1 protein-coding gene is annotated in these 594 nt (G+C 68.5%); it reads right to left on the bottom strand.

Features of this window, described 5'->3' with window-relative positions:
* On the bottom strand, positions 1-569 hold a 569-nt coding region (locus tag IF30_RS0140480), incomplete at its 3' end, for a GTP-binding protein (protein ID WP_030248256.1).
* Positions 570-594 lie beyond the last annotated feature (25 nt).

Genomic DNA, 594 nt, shown 5'->3' with positions numbered 1-594 from the left:
AGCAGGGCGTGTTCGACGAGGGTGATGAGGGCGCTCTTGGCGCTGTCGCGGCGGCGGGCGTCGAGGGTGATGACGGGGGTGTCGGCGCCGAGTTGGAGGGCTTCGCGGACTTCGTCGGCGGTGTGGGGCTGGTGTCCGTCGAAGCCGTTGAGGGCGACGACGAAGGGCAGTCCGCTGTTCTCGAAGTAGTCGAGGGCGGGGAAGCAGTCGGCGAGGCGGCGGGTGTCGACGAGGACGACGGCTCCGATGGCGCCTCGGACGAGGTCGTCCCACATGAACCAGAAGCGGTCCTGTCCGGGGGTGCCGAAGAGGTAGAGGATGAGGTCTTCGTCGAGGGTGATGCGGCCGAAGTCCATGGCGACGGTGGTGGTCGTCTTGCCGGAGACGTGGCTGATGTCGTCGATGCCGGCGGAGGCCGAGGTCATGACGGCTTCGGTGCGCAGGGGGTTGATCTCGGAGACGGCGCCGACGAGCGTGGTCTTGCCGACGCCGAAGCCGCCCGCGACGACGATCTTCGCGGAGGTGGTGGCGCGGGTGGGGGCGGCCGCGTTAGAGCTTGCGAAGTCCACTGAGGACCCTTTCGAGCAGCGTGAC

The organism is Streptomyces sp. NRRL S-350, assembly GCF_000719705.1.
Lineage (GTDB): Bacteria > Actinomycetota > Actinomycetes > Streptomycetales > Streptomycetaceae > Kitasatospora.
This window is presented reverse-complemented; position numbering and strand designations above follow the sequence as displayed.